Here is a 23537-nt window from a genome sequence, read left to right as displayed (position 1 = left end):
TTCTATTTTCTTTGGCGTCCAAAAATGCGTATCGGTGTTCCTTCAAATCCAAAGGCGTCCCGAATTCGATTTTCTAAAAATCTCTCATATGAGAAATGCATTAACTCTGGATCGTTAACAAATACAACAAAAGTTGGCGGCTTAATCGCTACCTGGGTCGTATAGTAAATTTTCAAACGGTTCCCATTATGAGTTGGTGTCGGATTCATAGCCACTGCATCCATAACCACTTCATTCAATACATTTGTCTGAACACGGATAGCATGATTCTCACTAGCTTGATCTATGACTGGTATCAACGTATGTGTACGTTTTTTAGTTAGGGCAGAAAGATAAATGATCGGCGCATAATCTAAGAATAGGAAATGAGCACGAATATTTTCTTCAAAGTCCTTCATGGTCTTTTCATCTTTCTCGATAGCATCCCATTTATTGACGACAATTATGACCGCTCTACCCGCTTCGTGGGCATATCCGGCAATTTTTTTATCCTGCTCACGGATACCTTCTTCCGCATTCAAAACGACAAGAACAACGTCTGAACGTTCAATTGCTCTCAATGCACGAAGTACACTATATTTTTCCGTACTTTCATACACTTTCCCTTTTTTTCTCATCCCTGCGGTATCAATAATGACATACTCTTTACCATTATATTTATACGGTGAGTCAATCGCGTCACGAGTCGTGCCTTCAATATCACTGACGATAACCCGATCTTCTCCAAGCAAGGCATTGACTAGTGATGATTTACCAACATTCGGTCTTCCAATTAAACTGAATTTAATAACATCATCAGCATAATCTTGACCACTGAATTTAGGGAAATGTTTTGCCGCTTCATCTAATAGGTCTCCAAGACCAAGCCCGTGAGATCCAGAGATTGGGAATGGATCCCCAAAACCTAACGCGTAGAAATCATAGATTTGATCTCTCATTTCTGGATTATCGACTTTATTGACCGCTAGAACAACAGGTTTTCTCGATTTAAAGAGAATTTTCGCTACCTCTTCATCAGCAGATGTTACTCCTTCACGACCATTCGTCATAAAGATAATTACATCGGCTTCGTCTATAGCAATTTCAGCCTGCTGGCGAATTTGTTCGAGGAACGGCTCGTCACCGATATCGATCCCGCCTGTATCAATTATGTTAAAATCATGTGTCAACCATTCACCTGAACTATAAATTCTGTCTCTTGTTACTCCTGGAACGTCTTCAACTATTGATACACGTTCTCCCACTATTCTATTAAAGATTGTCGATTTACCTACGTTCGGCCGACCGACTATCGCAATTACCGGTTTTGGCATTGCTATTCACCCTTTCTGCTACTATATCTCTGTCAAAGTCACGAAATTCATGAATGCATTTTTTTAATATTGCATCTGCATTGTTGATTTTCATTATTTCCTTTTCAAGGAAAAGGCTGCATCCACCATCATATAAAGGAAACTTCCATCAGTAAGAGAGTTCCCCACTGATAGTTAGTTAAACGTATCAAGTATTTACAGGCAGATTGTCCAATTCACTTCCCCTGTTCCTCAGGTGACATGAAGCTGAACTCTCAGCATGGTAAAACGTGATTAAAAACAGCCCAAAAAAATGAAGATAGCCGAAAAAAGCTTTCGGCATTCAGCTTCCTTTTTATTTGATTAGAGCATATTACGATTTATCTACAGACCTCTAACTATCCTATAGTAACAAATTTCTCGCCAATCAACAATGTTTGTATGCATAATAGCCTTCCGAATCCAATTAAATCCAAATGCAACCTTGCTTATTGGATAAAACAAGCATTTATCCTCATACCGTATATTCTGGCTTCATTAATAGTTAGGTCAGAAATATTCATTGATTAAAGTTCCCTTTTCTCTGCTTCGATAAAAACCTCGATTGAGATGATGAAAAAATGTATCTACTCATAAGTTCCAATAGTCTCCAGACTATGTTCGCACACAATATCAATACTGCATTATCATGCCATGCGTATGTAAGTGCCTCATAGGACAATGAATGATAGGCAAGCAATCCCGAATATACGAGGTCCCCCATAATCAGTCCAACTAAAAGGACGAATAAGCGATGTTTCCAATTTTTAAAAAGTAATAGGATAAGATAATTCAGAAAAATACACAAAAGGTAAGAAGGTTTCATAATGAGCCAAATCGGATCAAGCATAGAAAATAGCTGAAAACTTGCATAAGCAAGAGTGATTATAAGGCAACCGCTGATCAGCTCTATAATCTTGATAATCGATTGCTTCCTTATGTACACACAAAGTATAAAGATAAGATATAGACCGCTCATATGTATAGAAAGCCAGGAAACCTCCAGATTATATCCTGCTAAAACCATGACAGCTAACAGATGAAAAAGAAAATCAAAACGAAATGGAACAGTCTTTGGAATAAAATACATGACAATGACCCAAACTATCCATGACATCCAATAAAACAAAATTCCATCCATGTAGCGTCCCCCTTTTAGGAAACATTATGGCTTGTTTATTTAAAGAATAAACATTAAGCTCGATTTTTAATGAGTACTTGTAATATCTATACATAAAACTGTTCATTTAGTTATTTACAAAAAGGAGGTGTACTCATGGGTAAAGATCGTCAAGAAAAGAAATTGAAAGAAAGTAAACGGGTGGAATCTGATAGAGACCAATCACTGGATCATAAAGGGGCCACTAGAATGGAAAGCCCGGAAGAGGCAAGAAAAAGAAACAGCTAAATAAAAAAAGAAGCATCCGATTGTCTTTGAACAATTAGAGATGCTTCTTTTTGTTTCATTTAGCATATGTCGAGCAATCAATACCTCTTTGAGCTAACCAATGATAGGTATTGCCGGCAATAACTATTTTTGTTTTCCTTAATTCAGAAATATTAGCAGCTCCAAGCGCCGTCATGATGATTTTTAAATCTTCATGTATGTAGTTTATTTCTTTAATTAACTGTGCCAAGCCCAATTCTTTATGCAGTTTTAGGAAATGGCCGGCTAAACCTACACCTTTTGCCCCTAAGGCAAGGCTTTTTGTAATTTCTAAAGGACTTTGAATACCACCTGATCCTATAACTGAAAGCGTAGGTGAAACGTTTACTGCTTCTACTATTGAGGCAGCTGTTGGAATACCCCATTCATTAAAATAGCCGAGTATTTTCGCTCGTCTTTTATTTTCAATCTTCGCAAAATTCGTTCCGCCGAACCCACCCACATCAATGATTGAAACTCCAACGGAAAGTAATTGTTCAACGGTTTCCTTACTCATTCCAAACCCGACTTCTTTTACAATCATAGGAACTCCAAGGCTTCTGTTGATTTCTTCAATTCGTGATAATGTACCTGCAAAATTCCGATCTCCTTCAGGCATTGTCAGCTCTTGAATGACATTGAGATGAATCTGCAGAGCGTCAGCCTCTATCATATCGCTCGCTCGCTTTGCTTGCTCTACAGTTGCTTCACCACCCAGATTTCCAATCAGGACTCCATTAGGATTCTCCTGTCTAGCTACCTTAAAGGATGCCTGCTGACTGGAATCCTTTATGGCTGCCATTTGTGAACCAACTGCCATAGCAATCCCTGTTTCCCTCGCAGCAATCGCCAAATCCCCATTCAACTTTTCTGTTTCAAGACCACCGCCACCGGTCATTGCATTTATAAAAATTGGCGAACTTAATTTAAGTCCGCCAATTTCTACTGTGAGGTCCACATTATTCAAAGAAATTCCTGGTAAGCTCTGGTGAATAAACGAAATATCTTCTAGTCCGGATTTACGCTGCTGACCTGTTTTTAATGCAAAGTCTATATGCTCTAATTTTCGTTTTGCTCTCTCCAAGGCTATCACCATTATTTTCTTATTTTAGTTTTTTCAATTGATCACCAATCATTTCACCCAGCTGAAAGCCCTTTGTTTCTTCAGGGAGTTCATAATCTGATGTGTAATTGGACTGAGGATCTTCAAGTTCTTTGATGCTCAATGATAAACGGTGTTCTTTTTCATTGACATCAAGAACTTTCACTTCGACAGACTGACCTTCTTTTAACACTTCCTGCGGTGTTGCTATATGTTTGTGTGAAATCTGCGAAATATGGACAAGTCCTTCTACTCCCGGGAAAATCTCCACGAATGCTCCGAAAGAAACAAGGCGTTTCACGATGCCCTTTTGTGTAGATCCTTTCGCTGCTTTATCAGAAATATCTGTCCAAGGCCCCGGTAGAGTATCTTTTATGGATAGTGAAATCCTTTCATTATCGCGATCAATAGAAAGAACTTTCACCTGTACTTCATCGCCTTCGGTAACGACATCTGATGCCTTATCTACATGCTCATGAGAAAGCTGAGAAATATGGACAAGTCCGTCTACCCCTCCAATATCGACAAATGCACCAAAGTCGGTAATCCTTTGTACTGTTCCATGGAGTACTTGCCCGCTTTCAATTGTATCAAGAACATTTGCTTTTTGTTTTTCTTTTAGATCTTGTATGACTGCCCGATGGGAGAGAATTAAACGATTCTTATCCTTCTCAAGCTCAACAATCTTGAATGTTAAAGTTTTGTTTTTGTAATCAGAAAAGTCTTCAACGAAGTAGTCTTCTACTAAAGAAGCTGGAACAAAACCACGTACGCCTAGATCTACAACAAGACCGCCTTTGACAACATCTTTTACTTCTGCCTCAAATACGTCTCCGTTTTCAAATTTTTGTTCCAGGTCATCCCATGCTTTTAACGCATCAATTTTACGTTTTGATAGAATAAGAGCTTCTTCTTCTACTTTAATAACTTCAAGCTCCAATATATCCCCCTCCGAAACGGCATCTGACGCCTTTTCGACATGAAGGCTCGACAGCTCACTGATAGGAATAATTCCATCTGACTTGCTGTTTTCTACATCTACAATAACCTGTTTTTCTTCTACCTTTGAAACGGTTGCTTTTACTTGATCCCCAACTTTGTAATTGTTCACTTCTACCTGATTCATATCTTCTGTCATTACTAACTCCTCCTTAACCCATGACTGATCAGCAAATTTCCTCTTCATCGGCCACATATTTTATTTAAAGTGGTTCAATAAAAACACTTTCCTAATAAAGATAAAAACAGCTTTTTTTAGAGTAACAAGGTTTTTTTCCTTTTCATCCCTAAAACGGAACTATACCCCTATTTTATAAATTCTAACAAAATCATAAAATTGTCAAGTATGAAGGATTATTTATGCTCAGAAATCAATTTTCCGATTTGGTCCATAATAATCTTGGTTGCTTCATCGGCTGAAATCTTCTTTTCCCTATATTCAGTGAAATTTATTGGTGGACCATAAACCACTTTTAATGGTCGCAAAAACTTATAGGGCCCAATAATTGCACAAGGTATAATTACCGCATCAGAACGCAATGCGAAAAACCCAGCTCCAGCCATACCTTCTCCCAATTCACCTGTCTTACTTCTAGTCCCTTCCGGAAACAGTCCAAGCACCTTACCTTCTTTTAAAAGCTTTAAACCTTTTCTAAGAGATTCCCGATCGCTATTTCCCCGCTTTACGGGAAAGGCATTTACTCTTGGTAAAATACCCTTTAAAACCGGTGCTTGAAACAACTCTTCCTTCGCCATGAAGTGAATATCCCTTGGAGACGTTATGCCAACTATAGGCGGATCCAAATTATCAATGTGATTGGCACAAATCAATACCCCTCCATCTTTAGGGAAATGTTCCTTCCCAAGCGTTTTAACCCTATACGAAGGCATTAAGACGCTTTTAACGACGTTTTTGGCAAATGTGTAAAAATCCAATTTCATCTTTTCCTCTCTTCTATCAAAGACATGATACTTTCTGCCACTTCTTGAATTGATAATGAAGTCGTATCAATTTCTATAGCATCTGTTGCCTTTTTCAGGGGAGCTACTTCACGTTCCGAGTCCAGCTTGTCCCTTGTTGCAATTTCTTCTCTTAACTTTTCAATATCGGATGGGAAACCTTTTAAAATATTTTCTTGATGTCTCCGCTGAGCTCGTTCATCTACAGAGGCAATTAGAAATACTTTTACTTCGGCATTAGGTAACACATGTGTCCCGATATCTCTTCCATCCATGACAACTCCACCATTTTCACCAAAATTCTGCTGCCTACGCACCATTTCTTCTCGGATACTCCGATGCTTCGCCACTTCTGATACAGACCCAGTCACTTCATTGTTTCTGATTTGGGCTGAAACGTTTTCATTATCCAAGAAAACCAACTGCCCATTTTCACTCGGTCTTAATTCAATTTCTGTATTAATAAGAATCTCAAATAAAGCTTGTTCATCATTCAGAGGAATCTGATGATTCAGAGCTTTATAGGTTAAGGCCCTGTACATTGCACCTGTATCCACATATATGTAATTGAACTTTTCTGCAACAATTTTAGCAACCGTACTTTTTCCAGCAGCAGCTGGTCCATCGATTGCAACTGATATTTTTTTTTCCATAAATCCTCCCAAGAATCCTACAATCATGCTGATTATTTAATACCCTTTCATTTTATCACAATTAGCGGGAAAATCATTAATAAAAGGGCGTGTACATCCAAATTCGCTTTTGTATACTTTCGATTTAAAAGGCCATTAATAGTTTTCCTTCCAGAAAAAAACTTCATACAAAAAAAGCGGATTGGCCGCTTTTATTTTGATATTCCATTGAAGGTTTCAATGATTTTCGTATAATTATTGCTATTGACACCTTCATACCTTGAGAGCTTAGTTAATTCGAAGATATGATCTTCCCTGCTCAAAAGGAACTGAAAAAAGAACAAACAGACCAGTTGGATAATAATCACTTTAATTAACAGCCTTTCAAATGTTTTCATAAGCTGCTCCTTCCACACTTGATTATCTTATCAGTATGGAAAGAATCGCTGTTTTTCATTCAAACATACAACCCTTTTTTCTTTAAATCCACCTGCTTTTCAAAAATAAATCTCATTAATGTTTGTACATCATTTTTGGTTGGTTCAATGAATTGTATGTGCAGTAGCATATTACCCTGGTCTTTCTCAGTTACTCGAATGACTCGACTTTTTAACCGCAAGTAGTAGATTTGCCCTGATTTTAGAGTAAGAGCCATCCACAGATATAATTGTGAATCCGATTTTATATTTGCACCTTTTAAAAGCCTGATAGAAGCTCCGCCGGCACTGATGTCCTCAGTAAGTGCACGAAATGGAGTAAACTCAGAATGTTCGGGATGGATGGCTATATCAAGCGTTACATCAAGACGAACGTAATCCCTTCTTTGAATCTTCACAAATGTTTCTACATCCGGCAATAGTAGTTGAATCATCGGTATCTGGCCTTTCACTTTTCCTAAAACCTCAGACTCAAAAACATATACAGCCTGTTCCTTATTAGAAAATGTAACGTTCACTTGAGTTCCGTCCACAAGAAATGCATTTTTTCCAGTCGCTAAATTGATGGGAAAGTCTATATAAACAAACCCTGCTTCCATTTCTACAACCATACATTTGAACTTTTCATTTTGAGAAGAATATATCTGTTCCAGCATTAATATATCGCCAATATTAATCATTGTGATTTCCACGTCCTCGCATTCTATGATAGCCACTAAAGAAGGAGATTGCATAAGAATTTCCCAATAAATTTTCCCACATAATCCATAAAATAGTTTATATTATTATGTCATGAAATAAGAAAAAGGGAAAGTGACTAGGCACATTTCCCTATGATAGTAAGTAAAGTTAAATTATTAGAGAATTACATTAAATTTTCGTATATTGGCTCGGAATTTTTTAGTTTTTCCACTTTTTCTTCTTGGCCGTTATCAGCATTAATGAAAATACGGTATGTATCTTCGTTTATCGTACCAAGAAATTCATAACAGAGTACTTCTTCGCCAATATCATTAATGATTAACGCTTTCCCTTGATCCATTATTTTAACATTTAAGTTAATTTTTTTCTTTGCTTCTTCCTCAGAAATTTTGGGGTTTCCAATTTCCCTAACCTTATGTGATTTTAAAAACTCGTCCGCTGAAAATCCTATAACAGATCCATCATCCAATGCTATTTTAACCTTGACTGAATCCGGATAAATCTTGACTCCATCTATTGATGTCACGAAATTTAACAGAGCGATATTATCGTATTGTGCACTTTCAAACAATTCAAGTGAACTGAAATCATGTTCTTTTAAAAAATCTGCGGCTTTAGTATATGCCTGATTCAAATCAATATTTGTTTTGTTAATGTCCCTATTATTGATATACCAAATTGGATAACCGCCTTTTTTGGTCAAATCCATATTCACTTCGTTATTGGTATCCTTATCAAGAATGCTTACACTGTAAAATCCGTAATCGGAACCTTTGCCGTTTTCTTCGACATTCACCTTCAAATTTCCGTTTTTTATATGGGCATAGCCTTTTGCAACAGCAACAGCTTCTTCTTTTGTATAGACTTTACCTTCTAAATTTTTGTAATTTTCCTCCTTCTGTTGTACAGAAGTAAAAGTCGGATTCATCTCATTTGTTTCCCCATACCCTGATACTTTTTTCTCTACCGTTTTTAATCCGTCGATGATTGTGTTATCCGAATTTTCTTTTCCTGATGCAAGAGCCATTTCGACATCCATCCAGCGTAAATTGTTTTTAAGGACTAGATATTGCACTTTTCTTAACTCGTCCTGGATGTCACCTGCCTGTGTGTACAAGGATTGTAAAGTCGAATATTCCTTATCATTCAATGGTTCTTTTTCAAGGTCACGTACAGCTGTTTTATAACTGAAGTCCGCAATTTTTGATAAAAATTCTTCTGTTTTATTGAATGGGAGCAGGGTCAACGGCAGCTGTCCAACATCACTTTGGGCTTCGGAAGTGATACGCCATACATCGGTTAAGGCCGGACTTAATGAATATCGAGAATTCATAGCCAATGTGCTGCCGACTTTATCATGCAATAAGTCTACTTGATAGCTTAAATCATGAAAGGCTCGCTGATACGTGTTTTCCGCATTGATTAATACAGCATTTTTTTCCTTATGTTCTTGATAGCCCCAGAATGCGGTTCCTGCAACGACTACAACAAGCAGGACAATCACTATATTCCTTATCATTTTCCTTCACCTCTTTACTTACAAAAGATATGTTTTCCGATTCTTTTAATTTGTTCTCTTGACCAGATCCACTTACTTGTTGCCGTATCGGGATTAAAGTAATATTCTGCATTTCCGCTTGGATCCCAACCATTGATAGCATCCACAACGGCTTCTTTTGCCCTTTCGTTTGGTGTCAGCCAAATCTGTCCATCCGCAACAGCCGTAAAGGCCCCAGGTTCAAAAATCACTCCCGAAATGGTATTCGGGAAAGATACACTCTCTACCCTATTTAAAATTACTGCTGCAACAGCAACTTGACCGGTATATGGCTCCCCCCGCGCCTCGCCATAAACGGCATTGGCCATCAGTTGTATATCATTCTGAGAGTATCCGCCCGGAAGATTTGCTGCTGTAGCAGTTTTGGAGGGTGTTTTTCCGGATGGAGCTTTGCCTCCACTTGGCTTAGATCCTGATACATTCCCCTTCACTTTTACCTGCTTTTCAATATCGACTCCTCCATAATACGTAAACTCATTACCTTTATTAATCTGTTCGTGAACAAATTTCCTATTAAAATTAGAGGCATTTGCCAACTTCTGTTTTGTAGAGGTCCCGGCAAAGCCATCGATTGGTAGTCCGAAATCTTGTTGAAAGTTTCGAAGTGCCCAATAAGTACCCCAGCCATAGACTCCATCAATCTTTCCATGATAGTATCCAATGTTTTGTAACCGTGCCTGAAGTTCAATTACATCATCACCAACCGCGCCTTTTTGAATAACTTGGCTCGAAAAGGCATTTGTTCTTGTTTCCGGGAAAATTCCGAAACAAATCGTTATACACGAAAACAGCAAAAGCCATTTCCATTTTGACGAAATTCCTTTCATCAAAAACACTCCTCTTTTTCTTGAATTAATGTAATTCTATTTTCTTCTTAACTGGCTTTTTTATTCCAAACCAATAAAAAACGGAGCGGGCAAAATATGCCAGCACTCCGTCATAGAAATATAAATTACTTACTAAGAAAATGATTTTGAGAAAGTTTTTCTGCATGAAACTCAGACAATAAACGAGCTTTTTTTACTTTTTTCATACCTAACCACCATAAGTAAATCATAAATGGCAAGATAAAATACACCCAAAATTTTTGTGATATTAAAATATAGTCATAAACCCCATGTAGCAAGATTGGTATGACAAGTGCCAAGAATAAATAGAACCTATTATTCGAAGTAGAAAATTTCGCCTTGCCCAAATAGTACCCCATGATTACACCGAATAAAGCGTGACTTGATACAGGGAGAATAGCTCTGATAAAAGCATGTTCTACTCCATTGGCCAGCAAATACAATATATTTTCCATTGTGGCAAATCCAAGGGAGACTGCTGCACCATAGACGATTCCATCATATGGCTCATCAAAGGCTATATGTTGATATATTACATATATGAGTATGAACCACTTGAAAAATTCTTCAAGCAATGCAGCCCATAAAAAAGCATTAGCAAAATCGGTATTTAAAATATGTTCCGTTTCCAGCACATATTGGATAAACATAATCGGCAGAACAAGGAATACACCGAAGAGAAAAGTTTTGATGACAACCGAAATGGGTTCGGTTTCATATTGATCTTTCAAATAGAAATAGCTGAGCAGCGCCAACCCTGGCGCAATAGCTGCTGACAACATGACCAGCATAAGCTGACCCTCTTTTCTTTTTCTTTTTATTAATCGTACCACGGAATGCAGAAAAACTAAATCTAAGAATCAAAGTCTTTCTACATTTTTTAATTCCTCAGTACTTAAAGAATTTTTCATCTACGGTGTGTTCACTGGCTAGAACGACCGCTAACTTAATTCTTGCTTTCTTGCTGTCATAATCAGCACCTAATATTACTCCACGTTGTTTTAGATCAAATGCGCTACCTTCATAATCATAAGCTGGATATACTTTCCCTTCTTCCGCACTTGTTGTCATGACGATAGTAACACCATTATCGATTGCCTCTTGGATGGCAGGAATCATTTCCGGTGTAACCTGTCCCCTGCCAACACCTTCGAGCACGATACCCTTAGCGCCTTTTTTGACCGAAGCTTCTATAAAAAGGCCATCAGCGCCAGTATGGCACTTGATGATATCCACCCTAGGGATACGATGATGGATATCAAAGCACTCCCGGTGTAGTGGTTTTTGATATATGCTAACGATATCGTTATCAATAATACCTAAATACCCATAGCCAAAAGATTCAAATCCTTGCAAATTGGAAGCATGTACTTTTTTTACATATTTTGCTGAATAGATTCTTTCATTAAAAACAACAACCACACCAATGTCATAAAGCAACTCACTCGCCGCGCATAATATTGAATTTCTTAAATTCGAATACACATCAGTTCCAACATCTTTAGGAGATCGCTGAGAACCCGTTAAAACAATCGGGCGTTGATCCTTAATCGTAACATCCAAGAAATAAGCCGTTTCTTCTAATGTATCCGTACCGTGTGTTACGACAATTCCAGTAACATCTGGATCCTCCAATTCTTTTTGAATTGCACGTTTAAGTTTTTCCATTTTCCCAAAACCCATGGACATACTAGAAATCCGGAAAAGGTCTACAACTTTCATTTCAATATGGTTTGGTAGTTTGCAAAGTGATGCTAATTCTATCCCGCTTAACGCACCAGAAGCCAACATACCATTCGTGGTTTCTTTACTGGCGATTGTTCCTCCTGTTGTTATTAATGATATTTTCTCCATACTTTCAGCTCCTGTAATAAAAATTACTTTTCCTTAACAGCCAAATGGTATGCAATCAAGCCTCCATGAAACCGACCATTTTCAATGAAGATTTCATTCGCATTATTTCCGGCTGCTAGAACTCCAGCAATATAGATACCTTCAATGTTCGTCTCCATCGTTTCCTCATTATAAGTAGGCCTTCCTGTATCCTCGTCAATTTTGATGCCCATTGATGCTACAAATGAATGATCTGGATGATATCCAGTCATTGCAAACACAAAATCATTTTTAATAACCTTTTCCTCGTTACCTACGTGATAAATGACACTCTCCTCTGTGATCTCGTCAATAAACGCATTAAATTCCATCATAATTGTCCCATTACGGACTAATGATTCAAATTCAGGGAGAATCCATGGTTTAATTTTTGAAGAGAATTCTGAGCCTCTATACAGAACTGTAACTCTTGCCCCTGACTTGACCAACTCCAGCGCTGCATCTACACTTGAGTTTTTACCACCGATGACTGTAACATCACAGTTAAAGTACGGATGACCCTCCTTGAAATAATGAAACACTTTAGGAAGCTGCTCACCGGGAATACACATATAATTAGGATGATCATAATAACCGGTCGATACGATGACTCGCAAAGCTGTATAGTCGCCTTTTGATGTCCGGACTAAAAATTTACCATTATCCTGTTTTTCCACTTTTTCCACTTTTTCGAACTTATTCACACGCAGTTCTTTCCTTCTAGCTACCTCCCTATAATAGGCAAGTGCCTGATTACGGACAGGCTTACGGTTTTCCGTAATAAAAGCCGTGTCACCAATCTCCAATTTTTCACTTGAACTAAAAAAGGTTTGATGTGTTGGATACCGGTATATGGAATCCACCACATTGCCTTTTTCAATGATTAGAGACTGTATCCCCACTTCCTTCAGGGCAATTGCAGCAGCCAATCCACATGGACCTCCACCTATGATAATTACTTCTTCTTCATAATTCATTTCTATTCCACTGCCTTCCTACACACTATGTAATTCGTTCTCTAAAAAAAATAAAAACTCCTATCAATACATGATAGGAGTTTTTACAAATCTTTTCAATGATAATGCAATGAACGCATTTATTCGTTTACAATCCAAGCTTTGAACCTATTAGATCCAGCCACGGAAGCGTGAAGCTTCAGCCATTTTTCTTACACCAATCATATAAGCGGCAAGACGCATATCAACTCGTCTGGACTGTGCAAGCTCGTAAATATTATTAAAAGATTTCACAAGGATTTTTTCAAGCTTTTCGTCCACTTCTTCTTCAGACCAGTAATATCCTTGATTATTTTGCACCCATTCGAAGTAAGAAACGGTAACTCCGCCAGCAGAAGCCAGGACATCAGGTACAAGTAATATGCCACGATCCGTTAAGATTTGTGTCGCTTCAATTGTTGTTGGACCATTTGCTGCCTCGACAACGATAGAAGCTTTAATATCTGCAGCATTTTCTTCCGTAATTTGATTTTCAATAGCAGCCGGAACTAAAATATCGCAATCCAATTCAAGCAGCTCTTTATTTGAGATTGTGCTTTTAAACAATTTAGTCACGGTTCCGAAACTGTCTCTACGATCTAGAAGATAGTCGATATCCAAGCCTTCAGGATCATGCAGAGCACCATAGGCGTCTGAAATTCCAATCACCTTAGCACCTGCATCGTGCATGAATTTAGCTAAGAAACTACCAGCGTTACCAAATCCTTGAATAACAACTCGTGCCCCTTTAATATCAATTCCGCGCTTTTTCGCAGCTTCATTTATACAGATAGTTACACCTTTTGCAGTTGCTGACTCACGGCCATGAGAACCACCAAGTACAAGCGGTTTACCCGTAATGAATCCTGGTGAGTTGAATTCATCCATACGGCTATATTCATCCATCATCCACGCCATGATCTGGGAATTAGTAAATACATCAGGTGCCGGGATATCTTTTGTCGGCCCTACGATTTGACTGATAGCACGGACATAGCCCCGGCTTAGTCTTTCCAGCTCACGGAAGGACATATTACGAGGATCACAAACGATTCCGCCTTTACCTCCGCCATAAGGCAAATCAACGATACCACATTTCAAACTCATCCAAATGGACAATGCCTTTACTTCTCGTTCCGTCACATTAGGGTGAAAACGGATGCCACCTTTTGTTGGTCCAACAGCATCATTATGCTGTGCCCTGTAACCCGTGAAAATTTTAACTGAACCATCATCCATACGTATTGGCATCTTCACGGTTAATAAACGTAATGGTTCCTTCAAGAGCTCGTATACCTCTTCAGGATAACCCAGCTTGTCTAACGCTTTATGTATAACAGTCTGGGTAGACCTCAATACGTCGTGTTTTTCTTCCTCATTTACAGGGCCATTACCTTTTGCCGATTCCATCAATAGTACCTCCTAGAAAATCTCATCCATATATTTAGATTATAATTTACAAATAGTCCTCTTCAAGTGCTAGTATACACCTTCGTTATATTTATGCAAGAGTAAAAATGGGAATTTAAAAGTTGGAAATATTCAAAAAATGAAAACGTTATCATACCATGGGTTTTCTTGCTTCTTTTCCTATACTTTATCTTAAACAGGGAATTTGAGACTAATAAGGCAAACCACATTGGAATGTTCAATATGTGTCTGCCCTGTCTCCCTCTTTTTCAACTAATTAAAATGTGAGATTAATACATGTATGGCTTCTTTCTCAATGATGCATGTTCCATATTCGTTGATGCGGTATAGCGTAAGTGTTGAAGCATGGCCATACTCAGCCGCTAAGGAGATGACCGTGTCATAAGTCGTATCTTTGACATTCTCAATCAGTAAATAGTATCTTCCCTCATAATGATAAAGAGTGCTATTAAGCAAGCCATGATATGACAATCTATGAGATAATTGAACGATATCTTCAAACTCATTGAAAACATACAAAATATGGGGGAAGTCATCAATTTTCACTTGCAAATCCAGGAACTCTTCTTCTTCTGTTAATAACTCTTCTTCTTCCTTCGTTACAATGATAATCAACCCCTGAGCAGGCAGGGAAAAAATCTCGATTGCAATGGAACCACTCATTTTAAAGCTGAGTTCTTCACACGCTTCCTCCACCATATCCTGAAATAACTTGTGGACTTTTAAAGAATTCCCTAAAATATCTTCTTTTGTTATTCCTCTATCAATTAAATCATCAAGGGTCAAAAATATCTTGATTTTATTATTAGTTAATCGCTCCAGCTTCATAAAAAAATGCCCCCTGGTTACCATCTTCATACATCATATGAAGCCTTGGTCTCAGGGTGCATATCCATTATTTATCAAACACTAACCTCTAAATTTTCAACCATTCCTCCCAATCCGATTGAGATCCACCGATTAAAACTCTGCTGAAGGAGGTTCGGATTTCATCCGATACATGGTTCAGTGCCTCTCCTCCAAGACCAACCTTCAAATCAGGAAAATCCCGGCTTAATTCTTCGACAAGTCTTAAGGTTCCTACGAGGTTTTCATTAAGTGAACAAGACATAAATAAGTAGGATGGTCTTATGATTTTTAAAACGGTAAAAAGATCCCTGTCGGCGATGGATTCTCCCAAATAGACCGTTTCATATCCTTTTCGCTTTAAAAAGATTGTAAAAATCAACAGGCCGAATTCATGTTTTTCACCGGGGGCACAAACAGTAAGAGCTTTAGGAAGAAATTCACTGGTTGGAATCATATGCATTACGGAACTAATTCTGGACTTTAGAATGTTAGATGCAAAATGTTCATGAGCAGAAGTAATTTCTCCTCTTTCCCACTTATCGCCAATCTGAACAAGTATGGCACCAATCACATCAACAACAGTATGTTCAATCGTATACATACTAAAAGCTTGGCTGATCAGCATTTGAGCCTTATTTTCATTGAAGCTTATGAGAGCTTCAAGTAGCTCGTCCGCTAACTTTATAGATTGCTCATTATATCGTTTTGTTTCAGGAATATCAGTCGCTACAGTGCTAGTTTCGAGAAGTGAAACGGCCTGACTGATTGTGAAGCCCTGATTTGTTTTATTGATTAGCCATTTGAGGGTTTGAAGATGTTTCTCTGTATACAGCCGGTGACCTGAATCATTTCTGACAGGTTCAATAAATTGATAGCGCCTTTCCCATGCCCTCAACGTACCCGACTGAATACCTAGCAGTTTTGAAACTGCCTTAATATTATATTTACCTTCTTGCATGGTTTTACAAAGCCTCCAATAACAGAACATTCATTTGTTGAAATTATAGTGGATTCTTTCAACTCTGTAAAATTTCGATATGCTTGTTTAAGAAGGCAGCTTAATAGGTCTTTTCCACGGCTTCGCCAATTTGCGTATGTTTTCCTCTTTTTAGCGTAAAAAGGTGAGTTTCTGGCTTCGCTTCAAGTCTTAATGGCACTGCGCTTGTCCCATAACCATTGCTTGTCATGTACAAGCAGTCACCCTCTTTTTTTATACTACCGATCTGATATGGCCCATGCCCGAATATCCGAATCTGTCCTCCATGGGTGTGACCTGATAGGACAAGTCTTATATGATGTTCTGGTGTTAATTGTTTTTTAACTAGCGGGTTATGACTGACCAAAATCCGGAATGGCTCATTCCCGCAATCTGATAGAGCAAGGTCAAGCCTATCTCTTTCTTCTGATATATCATCAATACCTAAGAGAGCAAACTTCTCCCCTTTTTGGGACTCAAAAGAAACGGCTGTATTATCCAGAATTTTCACACCATGCTTCAGAAGTGATGCATCTAGCTCATGAAAGTCTCCTTCGTAATCATTATTTCCCCAAACAAAATAAAGGGGACCAAGTACTTTTAATTTCAAAATATTTTGTTCAACTCTCTCCAGAGGAACCCCACTTTCTCTGATGTCACCACCGATAATTACCATATCTGATTTACCGCGGGCTTCCTCAATCAATTTATCCGACACGATCCGTCGATGAAGATCAGATATAAAAAAAATCCGAACATCGCCAAATCCTTCAGGAAAGTCGTTGAAATATAAATCTTGAAAAATTATCCTATCCTGATTTGCCGTACGCCACATATGTATAACAGTAGCTAATAACAGCAGAATTAAGCCTAAAAATAATCCATATACCAATAACATCTTCCGTTAAACCTTCTTTCTCTACAAATGGCAAGAGTTACCTTCATATAACCATAAAACCATATTACCCGCAATTAAATATTCTTAAAGCGAATAATCATTTATTTTCATGATATAAGTTAATATCATAGTTCTTCTTCATCATTTCAAAAACCTTATGGCGACTTTTCCATTCATCCTCTTTTTCCCACAGTCGCTTACTTTTATTAATGATTTCGCAACGAAGCAACTGAAACTCCTTCTCAGCTTTATCAAGCTTCTTTTTAATTAATATCATATATCCATATAACCCAAATGTCTCTGCTAAAAAAGAAAATGGCTGAAATGGTCAACAAAAACACTAAACATCTTAAAAAAAGAATAGGAATAAGGAACTACAATATAAAAATAAAGATAAACCAAAAAAAGAGCAGCAATAATCATTGTTGCCCATAAACTATGAAGATGTTTCTTTTTTAGAGCCTCGAACTTTTTTTTCGATCTACAACGTTCTGCGACATTTGCTTTGTTGCTTGATCCGTTTTTTCATCCAATAAAATAATTGTAGATTCCATTTTCCTTCCCCCTCATAACTACCCTTTAAGTCATAATATGAGATTGTCCAGAAAAAAATGATAAATAACTAGGCATGATTAGCCTCTTTGCGGAACAAACAAAAACTGTATGAAAGTAAAAACACCCTGCCTCAAAAGACAGAGTGTTCATTATTATTTCTATTTCTATTTCTTTATTGGAATTTTTAAAACCTGACCCTTGGAAATTTCATTGCCATTCAGTCCGTTCCAATCCTTAATTAGAGCAATTCCTTCCTGTGATTTGTAGTAATTCATGGAAATTCGGAATAATGTTTCTTCCGCTTTAACAGTATGTAAGACAACCTTATATTCATCCTTATTTGGCTTGACTGGTGCTCTTTCCGTTGTTTTTTTGTCTTCTGCTGCTTCTTTCTTGGCTTTTTCTTCAGCTATTTGCTTTGCCTTGGCTTTTTCCTCAGCTATTTGCTTTGCCTTAGCCTTTTCTTCAGCTATTTGCTTTGCTTTAGCTTTTTCTTCAGCGATTTGCTTTGCCTTAGCCTTTTCTTCAGCTTCTTGCTGCGCTTTTTCTTTTTCTTCAGCCTTTTTCTTTGCTTGTTCCTTTTCTTCAGCCTTCTGCTTTTCTTTTTCTTTCTTCTTCTCTGCTTCAGACTTGGCTGAATTTTTTTCTTCTTTCTCCAAATCATTATCTTTTAAATCATCTGCAGTTGCTGTAGTTGGTATCGTTTCTTTATCAGCGTCTTCATTTTCATTATAGTTCACTACTTGATCACTTCTTGTATCACGTTCAGGTCTTTCTTGAAGATATGTATTAAGACTGTAAAATCCAATCGGAAGCAAGATAAAAAACAACGATAATAACTTAATCATCGGAAACTTAATCTTCACTTTACTTTTTTTCTTTTTATTCTGATGGACTTGGCTACGCTTTGGCAGAGATGACTTCGCCTTCTGACGTTCGACTCGCGTCCCAAGTTCACCAGCCTGATCTTTGTCTTTCCCATTCTTTTTTACATCATTCATATAGGTCACCCCCTTTCTTGCTCAACCCGCTTTGCTTGTTTCCTCCTGATTAATACTCCAAGGATAAAATCAATCAAAAAATGGGCCGTGATCGTCACCAGTAAATTATTTGTCCATTCAAACAGAAACCCGATAAAGAAGCTCAAAACCAAAACATTTAAAAATAAAAACCAATTAAATAAATAGCGATAATGAACCGCCGCAAAAATAATACTCGTCCAAAGTAAACCAAGATGAGTTTGTAACACTCCACGGAATAATAATTCCTCACTTATTGCTACCACTAAAGCAACAACAAAAATCATCGGGTAAGACAGACTACTGAAAATGCGTTCGTTAATCCCACCATCATCTTGATAGGATGATGGCGTCACTCTCATCATAAATAGATCAAATAGAACGACTATAATTCCTGCCGGGATACCAAATAACAAAATATTAAGGTCATTGAAGATAAATAAGTCGAAAAAAGTAGAACGATCATTAAATAAGATAATACCTAAAAAAAAGGCTAACGTTAAGAGAATAATTTGTGTAAGAAACAAATTATATAGCAACTGCTTATCTGTTAGCTGTTTTATTAATTCAGCTTGCTTATTTTTCATCCCAATTTTCCTTCTTTAATAAGATAAAAGCCAATTCCTGTTTCCAAGTGGTATAAGAATTAACTTGTTCTACCTTCACTGCGGGCAATAAATCGATCATCTTATTCGCATCCATTCCACAGAAGTCGCAGCAGAAAGGATTCAACTTTTGCTGCTTTTCATCAAAGTAATTCAGAATTCCCAAACGTCGACATTCCTGAGCATATATCCAATTGAGAAATCTATGCAATTTTTCCTGATTCCGGGACTTTCTCTTTTGACAATACTCTTTCATCTCTGCCATATGCTGTAAAGGATCTTGATTTCCTGTAAGAAACTGTGTAAAAAAACGAAGCTGAATATCATTTAAGGAAAAAGATTGAGACAGCTGTTCTTTTTCAGAAAGAGTCAAATTTGCTCCTATCTTTTTTGCTTCACTCAGGAAGGAACAAACACCCTCTATTTGCAAATCGGTCGGCAATTGTTGTTCCATCAAATGAAGGGGAAGCCCTTCATCTCCTTCACTATATAATAAGACTGCTACACTTTGTTTCCGATCACGACCCGCCCTACCTATTTCCTGCAAATAAGATTCCATTGTAGAGGGCATATGAAAATGGATAACATATCTGACATCCGATTTATTTACACCCATACCAAAAGCACTCGTTGCGCATATTATTTTTAATTGGCCAGAAATGAATTGCTGCTGAATAAGCATTCTTTGTTCCTGATCCATGCCGCCATGATAAAAATTGACGCTATCTACCCCGTTTTCCTGTAAAAATCCAGTGACGGCTTCTGCCACCTTTTTAGATGAAAAATAAATAATGCCACTCCCCGTGAATTTTCTGACAAGCTCCAGAACACGGAATAGCTTTTCTTCGTAGCTGAATAGTCTCTCAGCAAGTATGGCGATATTATCCCTATCTACAGATGATACAGTTTCTTTAGCTTGATTGATATTGAGTTTTCCAATGATATCTTTCCGCACTTCTTTTGTTGCAGTTGCCGTTAAGGCGAGCGTTAGTGGATTGTTCAACTCACGTCTAACTTCTCCTAAATTCAAATAATCAGGTCGAAAATCATACCCCCATTGTGAGATACAGTGTGCTTCATCAATGACAAACAAACCTATGTCTAAGGTCTTTAAAGACTTTATCACACCCTCAAGGCTGAGCATTTCAGGAGATAAAAAAATAAACCGATACATATGTAAGCGATCGAAAGCCTCCCTTTTTTGATTTAACGTCAAAAAAGAATTAAGGGTTAATACACTTTTTTCACCTCTCATTTTGAGCTGATCTGCCTGATCCTGCATTAAAGATAATAACGGGGAAACTATTAAGGTCGTCTTATTCAAAAGGTAAGCAGGCAACTGATAACACAATGACTTACCTGACCCCGTTGGCAACATCGCTAAAGTATGACAGCCAGACATCAATGATTCAATCACTTCTTTTTGTCCTGGACGGAATTTATCAAATCCAAATTTTTCTTTTAAAACATGCTCTAAATTCATCATCCATCACCCAATTTCGCAAGTACAAGCCTTATTTGGAAAAAACTAATCTGTTTATTATCAACTTCCTGTTTGATTGCCTTTAGCTGCTTGGTATTGAGTTCCTTAATTGCAGCGATGATTTTCCTTTCATCCTCATGGGATACATATTCAGCAATTGGAAAGCTTTTATCCGATAAGACAATTTCAACAAGATGATCTTCAATGGTGTTGACTTTTAAACGGCGGATTTCTGCTATTTCAAACAAAGTTTTACCTGCTTGAATATATCGCAATGTCGTTTGTGTAGAATGAGTCAAATGAGGATTGCCACTCCTTTGCCAATCACTGAATAAGGATGCCAAAATAGGGTAATCTGTTACCTGTTCTATTTCCGCAAGCATTTGATGTAACGAGTCAAGAAATGTAAAGCGCACATACTCTTCTTCTACATCTTTCCTTTTCGCAATCTGTTCAAACGTAAGTCCAATCCTGTTTACCCCTGTTAATTTCAAAATAAAAATATCTCGTTTTAAATTACTTTGCAGCTCTAATAACGATATCAGTTCTTCATAAAGATGCTGCGCAATCAACCCTCGGTCCTGGCGATTGTTTTGTAAGAATTCCTTTACAAAACATTGGATTTTGGGGTTTCGTTGTATAGGATAAAAACGTCTTTCATTGTGGACAATATGGGATATAGTTTGTATGAGTAAGTTTAATCTCCCCCAGAATATCGGGGTGATATTTTGATATTTCCAGCCATTTAAGGATGTTGGAAAAGGATTCTTCTTCAAATAATCGGTTAACTTTCTCCCGCCTTGCCCACTAATTATATAAGCATCGGTTTTATCGGTTATCTCAATGAAATTATGCTCATGAAATAGTTGAATGTTTTGATTTAATTGTTGTCGGGTAAAACGAGGTATTGTCCCAAATATATTCGTTAACCCGAATAAGTGGGCATCCTGGATTGTCTGTGACGACTTTTTGCCCTGTAGCATATGATAAATAGCATAAATAGAACGTTCGCCTTGAAATTTTTTTATTGCATATAGAATGATTACCTGTAGATAATTATTCATGGGACTCACATCCTTGTTTCAATTAACCAATTACACCTATTGTATCAAAAAACTGCAAAAATCGCCGTTTTTAATGATAAATACCATAAGAAATTGTGGCTAAATGACGAAGGAAAGCAAAGATCAAAATAATATTTTCTATATTTATCATTGACATTCCACATCATAATAGTTAGTATCAATACAATTTCTATTGAAAAGTTTGGCATTCGGTCTTACAATAGGAAAGAGATAATAATCTGAAATAAAAAGATTATCAGTTGTTAATCAACTTAGGAGGGGTTATATTCATGGCTAAATTTACAATTGTTGATAAAGAAACATGTATCGCTTGTGGAGCTTGCGGAGCAGCAGCACCGGATATATATGATTATGATGACGAAGGGATTGCATTTGTTACCCTTGACGATAACGAAGGTATCGTTGAAATTCCAGATGTACTTATAGATGACATGATGGACGCATTTGAAGGATGTCCAACAGATTCTATTAAAGTTGCTGACGAGGCATTTGACGGGGATGCACTAAAATTCGAATAAAGGTACAAGCCATTTTCAATCGAAAATGGCTTTTTTTTGCTACTTATGTCCCTTCCCCTACTAACCAAATTAAACAGACAAAAAACCGGACATAAATATCCGGTTTTTTGTGTTTCTATAGTTAATGCCATTAAGCATTTTTATATAATACTTGCTTATTGATCCATGTCTGTAATTTAATAAACAACAACATGAATACAGAAGTGATAAGCACGCCTTTAATCACATTGAAAGGTAAGATTGCCGTCGTTACGAACTTCCTTGACTCGGGTGCCGACATTGCATCCCATCCCATAAAGAAGGTATATGCCGGTAAAAAGACATAATAGTTTAAAACACTCATAACTACCGCCATGGTAACTGTACCAGCAAGTAAAGCGAAAGTCATCCCTTTTTTTGAATTGATTTTTTTAAATACATAGTAAGTTGGCAAGACGAACAGTATTCCTGCTATAAAGTTAGCGATATGCCCCACAGGTACAGCAGTCATTGTCCCTGTCATGACTAAATCCAATAGGTTTTTAAGAAATTCAACTAGAATTCCAGCCATCGGACCGAAAATCAATGCTGCCATCAGTGCTGGAATGTCACTAAAATCAACATTCAGAAAAGGTGGAAATCCTGGAAACGGAAAATTCAAAAGCATCAATAGATATGAAATGCTTCCCAACATTGCCAGTGTGACCATTTTATTCACTTTGTTCTTTTTCATAGTTCTCTCTCCTTCTTTTTCTGATCTACCCGAAAAAGAGGTTAGTGCTCCTTCATCATGTTGATGTTCAATAAAAAACCCTTTAATTCCGACCGAATTAAAGGGATAAATTAAAGGTTTCATCAAACAAACGTTCAGTAAATGACTGTTTGAACGCAATCAGGAACCTCCATCTTCTCCCATCCAGACTATACTGTCGGCTTTGGAATCACACCAAATCCTGCCCCGTAAGGCTCGCGGGCTTAGAAGAATTATTTCTTCATCACCGCCGGTGGGGAATTACACCCCGCCCCGAAGATAGACCTATAAAATTTTATTTTACAAATTCCATTATATATGACTTTCCTTTTTTTGAATAGTTTTTTTTAATTTGAAAGTTTATATGAAGATATTCATTTTTCATGGCCACCATAATTTCTTACATATCAATGTATTAAAACAAAAATTATATTGACGATTATATCAATTTTAAGATTATTTAAAATAATTGTTCTTTTTCAAACAATAGATGATAAATCCATTATTATTGCGGACTTATACAATT

At 37.3% G+C, this 23537-nt stretch carries 24 protein-coding genes, 1 pseudogene and 1 riboswitch; of the genes and pseudogenes, 2 read left to right on the top strand and 23 right to left on the bottom strand.

Going from position 1 to position 23537, the window contains the following annotated elements; genetic code table 11:
• Positions 1-2: 2 nt before the first annotated feature.
• Positions 3-1313 carry a ribosome biogenesis GTPase Der gene (gene der / locus JFU50_RS19880; protein ID WP_056525083.1) on the bottom strand — a complete coding sequence of 437 codons (1311 nt, stop codon included), beginning with the start codon at positions 1311-1313 and terminating at the stop codon, positions 3-5.
• A gap of 538 nt (positions 1314-1851) precedes the next feature.
• Positions 1852-2472 carry a YphA family membrane protein gene (locus JFU50_RS19875; protein ID WP_201223768.1) on the bottom strand — a complete coding sequence of 207 codons (621 nt, stop codon included), beginning with the start codon at positions 2470-2472 and terminating at the stop codon, positions 1852-1854.
• Positions 2473-2607: 135 nt separating this feature from the next.
• Between JFU50_RS19875 and JFU50_RS19870 the strand changes: the two genes are divergently transcribed.
• On the top strand, positions 2608-2739 hold the full coding sequence (locus tag JFU50_RS19870; protein WP_069981702.1) for a YpzI family protein: 132 nt from the start codon (positions 2608-2610) through the stop codon (positions 2737-2739).
• A 55-nt stretch (positions 2740-2794) separates the two neighbouring features.
• Here the strand turns inward: JFU50_RS19870 and fni are convergent, their stop codons facing one another.
• The 20 genes and pseudogenes from fni to JFU50_RS19770 form a co-directional block, all read right to left on the bottom strand.
• A complete protein-coding gene (gene fni / locus JFU50_RS19865) occupies positions 2795-3841 on the bottom strand; it encodes a type 2 isopentenyl-diphosphate Delta-isomerase (RefSeq protein ID WP_201225132.1) in 1047 nt (348 codons plus the stop codon).
• A 19-nt stretch (positions 3842-3860) separates the two neighbouring features.
• Complete coding sequence (rpsA, locus tag JFU50_RS19860; protein ID WP_053346792.1) at positions 3861-4997, bottom strand: 30S ribosomal protein S1; 1137 nt, start codon at positions 4995-4997, stop codon at positions 3861-3863.
• 215 nt (positions 4998-5212) lie between these two features.
• A complete protein-coding gene (locus tag JFU50_RS19855; protein WP_053348125.1) occupies positions 5213-5794 on the bottom strand; it encodes a lysophospholipid acyltransferase family protein in 582 nt (193 codons plus the stop codon).
• Positions 5795-5796: 2 nt separating this feature from the next.
• A complete protein-coding gene (cmk, locus tag JFU50_RS19850) occupies positions 5797-6471 on the bottom strand; it encodes a (d)CMP kinase (RefSeq protein ID WP_201185651.1) in 675 nt (224 codons plus the stop codon).
• Positions 6472-6662: 191 nt separating this feature from the next.
• Entirely contained in the window at positions 6663-6848 is a 186-nt protein-coding gene (locus JFU50_RS19845) for a YpfB family protein (protein ID WP_053346794.1), read from the bottom strand.
• A 59-nt stretch (positions 6849-6907) separates the two neighbouring features.
• Entirely contained in the window at positions 6908-7579 is a 672-nt protein-coding gene (locus tag JFU50_RS19840) for a flagellar brake protein (RefSeq protein ID WP_342366287.1), read from the bottom strand.
• Between the two features lie 173 nt (positions 7580-7752).
• Positions 7753-9108 (bottom strand): germination protein YpeB, encoded by a 1356-nt coding sequence (ypeB, locus tag JFU50_RS19835; RefSeq protein ID WP_201223767.1) that lies wholly within the window; start codon positions 9106-9108, stop codon positions 7753-7755.
• A 14-nt stretch (positions 9109-9122) separates the two neighbouring features.
• On the bottom strand, positions 9123-9974 hold the full coding sequence (gene sleB, locus JFU50_RS19830) for a spore cortex-lytic enzyme (RefSeq protein ID WP_201185657.1): 852 nt from the start codon (positions 9972-9974) through the stop codon (positions 9123-9125).
• Between the two features lie 125 nt (positions 9975-10099).
• Positions 10100-10786 carry a glutamic-type intramembrane protease PrsW gene (gene prsW, locus JFU50_RS19825; RefSeq protein WP_201185658.1) on the bottom strand — a complete coding sequence of 229 codons (687 nt, stop codon included), beginning with the start codon at positions 10784-10786 and terminating at the stop codon, positions 10100-10102.
• Positions 10787-10883: 97 nt separating this feature from the next.
• A complete protein-coding gene (locus JFU50_RS19820) occupies positions 10884-11849 on the bottom strand; it encodes an asparaginase (RefSeq protein ID WP_201223766.1) in 966 nt (321 codons plus the stop codon).
• 23 nt (positions 11850-11872) lie between these two features.
• Complete coding sequence (locus tag JFU50_RS19815; RefSeq protein ID WP_201223765.1) at positions 11873-12844, bottom strand: YpdA family putative bacillithiol disulfide reductase; 972 nt, start codon at positions 12842-12844, stop codon at positions 11873-11875.
• Positions 12845-12994: 150 nt separating this feature from the next.
• Positions 12995-14272, bottom strand: a complete 1278-nt coding sequence (locus JFU50_RS19810) for a Glu/Leu/Phe/Val family dehydrogenase (protein ID WP_053346801.1) — start codon at positions 14270-14272, stop codon at positions 12995-12997.
• Between the two features lie 273 nt (positions 14273-14545).
• Positions 14546-15121 (bottom strand): genetic competence negative regulator, encoded by a 576-nt coding sequence (locus JFU50_RS19805; RefSeq protein ID WP_201185662.1) that lies wholly within the window; start codon positions 15119-15121, stop codon positions 14546-14548.
• An 88-nt stretch (positions 15122-15209) separates the two neighbouring features.
• On the bottom strand, positions 15210-16100 hold the full coding sequence (locus tag JFU50_RS19800; protein WP_242486051.1) for a MerR family transcriptional regulator: 891 nt from the start codon (positions 16098-16100) through the stop codon (positions 15210-15212).
• A gap of 100 nt (positions 16101-16200) precedes the next feature.
• Positions 16201-17016 (bottom strand): metallophosphoesterase, encoded by an 816-nt coding sequence (locus tag JFU50_RS19795; RefSeq protein ID WP_201223763.1) that lies wholly within the window; start codon positions 17014-17016, stop codon positions 16201-16203.
• A 97-nt stretch (positions 17017-17113) separates the two neighbouring features.
• Positions 17114-17439 (bottom strand): annotated as a pseudogene (locus tag JFU50_RS19790) (DUF2663 family protein).
• A gap of 296 nt (positions 17440-17735) precedes the next feature.
• Positions 17736-18572, bottom strand: coding sequence for a LysM peptidoglycan-binding domain-containing protein (locus JFU50_RS19785; protein ID WP_201223761.1), 837 nt, complete (start codon positions 18570-18572; stop codon positions 17736-17738).
• Between the two features lie 5 nt (positions 18573-18577).
• On the bottom strand, positions 18578-19177 hold the full coding sequence (locus tag JFU50_RS19780) for a CPBP family intramembrane glutamic endopeptidase (RefSeq protein ID WP_201223759.1): 600 nt from the start codon (positions 19175-19177) through the stop codon (positions 18578-18580).
• Positions 19167-20678, bottom strand: a complete 1512-nt coding sequence (locus JFU50_RS19775) for a RecQ family ATP-dependent DNA helicase (RefSeq protein ID WP_201185666.1) — start codon at positions 20676-20678, stop codon at positions 19167-19169. Before JFU50_RS19775 ends, JFU50_RS19780 begins: the two co-directional genes overlap by 11 nt.
• Entirely contained in the window at positions 20678-21742 is a 1065-nt protein-coding gene (locus tag JFU50_RS19770) for a helix-turn-helix domain-containing protein (protein WP_201223757.1), read from the bottom strand. The genes JFU50_RS19775 and JFU50_RS19770 overlap by 1 nt, the downstream gene beginning before the upstream one ends.
• 290 nt (positions 21743-22032) lie before the next feature.
• On the opposite strand from JFU50_RS19770, the gene JFU50_RS19765 reads away from it, so the two are divergent.
• Positions 22033-22281, top strand: coding sequence for a ferredoxin (locus tag JFU50_RS19765; protein WP_034308087.1), 249 nt, complete (start codon positions 22033-22035; stop codon positions 22279-22281).
• A 130-nt stretch (positions 22282-22411) separates the two neighbouring features.
• On the opposite strand, the gene JFU50_RS19760 is transcribed toward JFU50_RS19765, so the two are convergent.
• Positions 22412-22993 carry an ECF transporter S component gene (locus JFU50_RS19760; RefSeq protein WP_053348127.1) on the bottom strand — a complete coding sequence of 194 codons (582 nt, stop codon included), beginning with the start codon at positions 22991-22993 and terminating at the stop codon, positions 22412-22414.
• Positions 22994-23160: 167 nt separating this feature from the next.
• Positions 23161-23296: riboswitch (FMN riboswitch) on the bottom strand.
• Positions 23297-23537: the final 241 nt, after the last annotated feature.

Source organism: Peribacillus sp. TH14 (assembly GCF_016651145.1).
Taxonomy (GTDB): domain Bacteria; phylum Bacillota; class Bacilli; order Bacillales; family DSM-1321; genus Peribacillus; species Peribacillus butanolivorans.
This window is presented reverse-complemented; position numbering and strand designations above follow the sequence as displayed.